Here is a 3,760-nt window from a genome sequence, read left to right as displayed (position 1 = left end):
AGACCAATCCCCATAAGGGCAAACCGACATACACCGGTTCAGTCAACACTGCATTCATGTTGGGTCGTGCCGACCACACGAATGCTTAGTTATTGTAGAGCGTTTTTATTGTTTTTCAAAGTCATACCACGCGGTTATGATACAAACCCCGTCTTCAACTTCAAGTTTGTATACAACACCTGTTTCATAATTTTTCCATTTCATATATTCAATTTCAACCATATTCTTTTTAAAATATGAAACCCAAGGATTTGTCTCAGTAGACGGTTCAAGTATTTTATATCAGGTTTAAATTTATCTTCCATGGTTCATTTATATGGCACACAACGTTTGGTATAAGCGCAGTAGCGGGATTTGCGCACTTACTTTTCGGTTCATAAATAACTGTGAATTTATAAAATTACATTTGATTAAAGCACTTATCCGTTATTGCGTTTATACTCGTGTTGCCCACAGTATTTAATCCTTTACCTTTCCTTGCAGTTTAATCGGTTGTATTCCGATAATCTTATCTTTATCATCAAATATTATTTTTAATATTTCCTTTGGTGGTTTTGTAATATCATCTTTGTACTTAAAATCTAGCATCGTGAAAAACTGTCCATCAAGCCCGATTTCAATTCCGCTATAAATTAACTCCGTGTCCTTTTTAAAATCCCAATTCTCAATTAGAGAATTTAGTTGTTCGTCTGTGACATTTTCAATAATTAAAGTTGATAAAAAGGCTTTGGATTTGTTAAAGTCTTTATTGTCTAAATTTTTAATGAAATCAGATGAAATCATTTTTAAAGTATCAAGTCTTTGCTGACTCAATTTAGGTTCAATTTTCTTTTCCTTTTTCGTATTTGTAATGTATAATCTAATCCTATGAGTAGGTGCAGTTGTAACCATTCCTCGTTTTTCGTAAAAGTTTGAAATAGTCGTAAACAATTCTATTTCCAAACTATCATTTGGTTTCCAAATGTTTGTTTTACTTACGCCTTTTCGCATTTCAACTTTTGACAAATCAGATAAGCTACCCTCTGTTTCTGGTTTGCCATATATCTTGGTAATTTCCTTTTCGATTTGAAGTGATTTTTTCCTTAATGCTCTCTGAAAACTTAAAGGTTTTTGACTTTCGAGATTGCCTGTATTCTTGTAAAAACTTTCATCCCAATCGTATCTGATGTATGACATTGTAGAATCAGTTTTTTTAAAAAAATAGTTAGCTCTTAAATTAGGTATTATCTTTTCTTTCCGAATGAAAACAACTGGTTGTGCATCTCCAGTAAAAGATATATTATTTGAAATGTTTTCTTTTCTTTCACTACCCAATCTTTCTTCAAGTTTAATGTAATCATCGAGTGAAGTATTGTGAATGTCAAATATAAATTCTTGTCCGAAAACAGAAATTCCGACTAATAGAAATCCAAGTGTGATTGTAATTCTCAATGTTTTTTTCATATTGTGGGCAACATAAGTATATCCGAAGTATCACAACAATCCATGGCGTATATATCGCATATACAAGATATTATAATACTATCACATTCAAACTTAACATAAATTATTTAAACTTTATTACGGGAAACCTTATTCACGCAACATTTAATAACAATTTCACCCAAAACTTATAATTACCACTCCAAAACAGCATAAACAAAGAGGAACAAATAATCAAATACCCCCACCTCCGGCACATACGCCTTCACTCGTTCCGCAGGCTACACTCCTTCAACCGTAAGAGCCTTCGGTTCCCCGCAGCATAAGCAATAATTTAATAAACAGAAACTCTTTCCATTAAAGCAATATCAAATTATTGCCAATGCTCTTTGCCTTTGCGCGCACTGCAGGAAATAACATAATATTTTCGGTAACTCAATTTAATATAGGAAGGTAAGCGGCCACATCAAAAATTGAGGTCAACGATCCCAAATCAGGGAAAACCGACTCCTGAAAACCCATCCCAAACTAGACCAATCCCCATAAGGGCAAACCGACATACACCGGTTCAGTCAACACTGCATTCATGTTGGGTCGTGCCGACCACACGAATGCTTAGTTATTGCCATTAGTTTTTATTCATTGTTATTGTCAAAAATTCAGTCGAATCTGTTTCAATTCCGCTTGAGTAAATTGGAATCAGATTTTTGTCTTTAATCAGATATTCTTTTGTTCTTTTTCCCCATCTTTTTTCTTTTACTTCTTCGTCCAAAAGAATAATATTATCTTTCATTTGGTAAATTCCTCTGTCAATAGTTGTCCATTCATAATCTCTTGTTCGCAACATATATTTTCCGTCTTCCATTAATTTCAATTCAGTTCCGAAAGTGTCTTTAGCAATGAATTTTGGTTCTTTGTCAAAAAAGTCTTTGGGAAACCAAAACGAACTAATTGCTAAAAAAGTCGAAATCAAGAGTAAAGTCAGAATGATTTTTGCTTCTTTAATTTCATTTTTTTTCTTAATCTTTTTTCCTTGTTTTACAGAGGTATAGATAAAAACTATAATTCCAGAAATTAAAAAGAATAAATATTTAAAAAAACCAACTAATCCGCCAAAAGAACCTTCAGTTCTCAATTCCGATTTTAGAACCAAAAAAAGGATAATTCCGATTGGAATAAAAGCTCTAAATATTGATTTGTAATTCGTTTTTCTCAAATTAATGGCAACGTGCTTGTGTATGATTTCGTTGCGTGTTTAAGCACTAAAGTTAGCAAATAATTCACAGATAGAAAGTCCGCGAGGACTTTCGTAAGTAAGCTCTAACCAGCAATGAATTATACACCGTGTTGGCAACTGGCTTTATTTTATTCTACCAATGTTCTAATCTAAAATCGGTTACTATTGAGTCTTTGTCAAATTCAAAATATAATTCTTTTCCTTCCATTGGGTCAATGTTCCAACCATAATCTACCATTATTTCATAAGTAATTTCGTTTTCTTTTTTGTTCTGATAGTTTCCAGGTTCTCCTAACAATTCAACTACTTTTTTTAATTTCATTCCTTTTTCAAGGTGATTTTCCATTAAATCTTGAACCATATTTTCACGATACTCATAATATCCGTCAAAACTTTTATTCCATTTGGATTGTTCGAATTCCATTTGTTTTGGTCCACAAGCGACTAACATATAAAAACAGATAAAAATTAATTTTTTCATCCTTCCTTTGTCCACTTTTTAGTTGAAGACTTATAAATTTTGGATTCTCCTAAACTTAAGCCATACCAAACAATATATGTTGAATCAGTTTCCAATTGGTAAAAGGCTGGACTGTCCATAAATTCAGTCAGTCCAAATTCGGACACGTTTTTTGGTAGTCTCTTATTTTTCGTTTTAAACGTTTCAACTTTTTCAATTAACATTTCGGCATATTCTTGATTTTCATTTTTTAAATCGCAACTAAAAATTCCAAAGAATAGTATTATTGTTAATATTTTAATTGTCGTTTTCATCTTTCAGCTTGTTGCCAACGATTGGATATGGGAAGTATCGCTTTTCGCGATATTTACTATATCTGGTGTTATCGGCAGTGTTTCTACTCCCAATTCTCAAATATAATCGATTATTCACAGAGAAACACGTAGTTTTAAAAATGACCCAAAAATACTGAAGGACTATCTTTTTGATTTGCTGAATCGGGCTATTTCTTTTAGGCATTGACTACATGAAGTCGCCCGAAGCTGAACAGATCAGTTCTTTTTACTACTTAGAAGCATTTTAAAATAAAAGTTGCGGCATTAAAAAAATGATCAAATACTTGACTTTCTAATATTTTTTCA

At 32.3% G+C, this 3,760-nt stretch carries 5 protein-coding genes; all 5 read right to left on the bottom strand.

What is annotated here, in order from left to right; all coding sequences use genetic code 11:
* Positions 1-459: 459 nt before the first annotated feature.
* The 5 genes from BLW28_RS13035 to BLW28_RS16070 all read right to left on the bottom strand — a co-directional run bounded on the left by BLW28_RS13035 (position 460) and on the right by BLW28_RS16070 (position 3,551).
* A complete protein-coding gene (locus tag BLW28_RS13035; RefSeq protein WP_073222359.1) occupies positions 460-1,443 on the bottom strand; it encodes a hypothetical protein in 984 nt (327 codons plus the stop codon).
* A 607-nt stretch (positions 1,444-2,050) separates the two neighbouring features.
* Complete coding sequence (locus BLW28_RS13030) at positions 2,051-2,557, bottom strand: hypothetical protein (RefSeq protein ID WP_143036889.1); 507 nt, start codon at positions 2,555-2,557, stop codon at positions 2,051-2,053.
* Between the two features lie 235 nt (positions 2,558-2,792).
* Complete coding sequence (locus BLW28_RS13025) at positions 2,793-3,083, bottom strand: hypothetical protein (RefSeq protein WP_143036888.1); 291 nt, start codon at positions 3,081-3,083, stop codon at positions 2,793-2,795.
* 53 nt (positions 3,084-3,136) lie between these two features.
* Positions 3,137-3,433 carry a hypothetical protein gene (locus BLW28_RS13020; RefSeq protein WP_073220898.1) on the bottom strand — a complete coding sequence of 99 codons (297 nt, stop codon included), beginning with the start codon at positions 3,431-3,433 and terminating at the stop codon, positions 3,137-3,139.
* Entirely contained in the window at positions 3,417-3,551 is a 135-nt protein-coding gene (locus BLW28_RS16070; RefSeq protein ID WP_262481119.1) for a hypothetical protein, read from the bottom strand. The genes BLW28_RS13020 and BLW28_RS16070 overlap by 17 nt, the downstream gene beginning before the upstream one ends.
* Between the last annotated feature and the right edge of the window lie 209 nt (positions 3,552-3,760).

It is taken from the genome of Aequorivita viscosa (genome assembly GCF_900106795.1).
Classification (GTDB): domain Bacteria; phylum Bacteroidota; class Bacteroidia; order Flavobacteriales; family Flavobacteriaceae; genus Aequorivita; species Aequorivita viscosa.
Note: the sequence above shows the minus strand (reverse complement) of the source record. Positions and strands in the feature narration are given on the sequence as shown.